We start from the raw sequence: 1781 nt of genomic DNA on the forward strand, positions 1-1781 counted from the left end.
CTTCGCCCAGGTGGCCGTGGCGGCAACGCTCACCGCACGCGACGGGGTGATCGTCGAGGCCAGGATCGGGCTCGTCAACTGCGCCGACAGGCCGGTGCGGGCCAGGGCCGCCGAGCGGGCGCTGATCGGCGCCGACCTCGCGCCCCCTGCAGGACACCGGGTGACCGGCGACCACCGCTTCGCCCGCGCCGGCCGCATCGCCGCCGAGCAGGACGCGGCTCCCGTGGCCGAGCCGTACGCGGACGTGGAGTACCGGCGGCAGGCCATCGCCGTCCTGGTCGGCAGAACCCTGTGCGAGGCCGCGCGTGACCAGCGCGCGCGAGTCGCCGCGAGCGAGGGAGACCACCGATGAAGATCACCCTCACGGTGAACGGCGAGCAGTACCCGCTCGACGTGGAGCCCCGCCGGGTGCTGGCCGACGTGCTGCGTGACGACTGCCGCCTCACTGGCACGCATCTGGGCTGCGAGCACGGCGTCTGCGGGGCGTGCACGGTGCTGGTCGACGGCCGGGCCGTGCGATCGTGCCTCATGCTGGCCGTGCAGTGCGACGGCAGCTCGGTGCGTACCGTGGAAGGGCTGGCTGGTCCCGACGGCGAGCCCCACCCCTTGCAGCGGGCCTTCTCCGCCGAGCACGCCCTGCAGTGCGGCTTCTGCACGCCGGGCTTCTTGATGGTGGCCGCCGGGGCGCTGGAGCGCGATCCCGGCATCGGCGACGCCCCGGAGCGCGTCGCCGCTCTGGTCGGCTCTAACATCTGCCGGTGCACCGGCTACGAACCCATTCGACGCGCGATCATGCGCGCCGCGCGCGAGTGGGCGGACAAGCCAACCTGAGGCAACCCTCGCGAACGCGAGGGCAGCCCCAGAGGCCAGGAACGGAAGATGGCGATCACGGGAGACCTCCGCCACTGAGATCATCGACGTCCATTTCGCCCTTCCCTGTTCCGGGCAGGCTGTACGAGGGCCTCTTCGCCGGCCGGCTGCGTCAAGGCGGCCATGGACTGGCAGGGCCGGGAAGTCCCGCTGAGGAAAGGTCGCCCGGCGGATTCGCGCCGACATCCCGGGGTCCCGGTAGTAATGGCGCAGGATCTAACAGATATGCCTACCACCTTCGCTTATGCAGAGGTCTCAGTCTGATGGGCCAGGCCCCGAGCCCTGCCTGTCAACGCAGGCAAGAGGCGTATCTGTTGTATTTTCGGCCAAAGCTACGGGGACCCCCTCAAGGAGCACACCTGGCTGCCCGTCCTGGCCCCGCGTCTTCCGCTGCCGGTTCCCGTCCCGCAGCGCCTCGGCGAGCCCTCACCGCGGTTTCCGCGCCCCTGGATCGTCACCACCTGGCTGCCGGGCGAGCCCGCCGACCGCGCCCCCGTCACGCGCGGCGCGGAGGCGGCCACCGCCCTGGCCGCCTTCCTGACCGCTCTTCACCAACCCGCCCCCGAACAGGTGGACACCGACGGCCAGGGTCGAGGAGGGCCGCTGGCCGGCTCCTCCAAGTGGGTCGCCCAACAGCTCGCCGAGGCCATCGAGCGGGGGCTCATCCCCGACCCGGACGCCGTCCGCGCGATCTGGGACGCCGCCGCCGCGCCCGGCTGGGCAGGCCCCGCGCTCTGGCTCCACGGCGACCTGCATGCGGCCAACGTCCTCACCGCGGACGGCACCCTCTGCGGCGTGATCGACTTCGGCGCCCTGTTCGCCGGCGATCCGGCCGTCGACCTCGCCGCCGCCTGGACTCTGCTGCCGGACGACACCGCCGACCTCTTCCACGCGTCCTACCAGCCGACCCC

Annotated in this window: 2 protein-coding genes and 1 pseudogene; all 3 read left to right on the forward strand. The window is 72.4% G+C overall.

The features are described 5' to 3' along the window. Nucleotides 1–352 (forward strand): annotated as a pseudogene (locus AB0J09_RS63925) (hypothetical protein); the annotation flags it as partial. Next, the gene (locus AB0J09_RS63930) at nucleotides 349–831 is read left to right on the forward strand and encodes a (2Fe-2S)-binding protein (protein ID WP_360714168.1); all 483 of its coding nucleotides are present in this window, start codon (nucleotides 349–351) and stop codon (nucleotides 829–831) included. The pseudogene AB0J09_RS63925 and the gene AB0J09_RS63930, both read left to right, overlap by 4 nt. A gap of 429 nt (nucleotides 832–1260) precedes the next feature. Beyond that, the coding region (locus AB0J09_RS63935) for a phosphotransferase (protein ID WP_360714170.1) at nucleotides 1261–1781 on the forward strand (521 nt) is incomplete at its 3' end.

This window comes from Nonomuraea sp. NPDC049784 (assembly GCF_040659615.1).
Lineage (GTDB): Bacteria > Actinomycetota > Actinomycetes > Streptosporangiales > Streptosporangiaceae > Nonomuraea.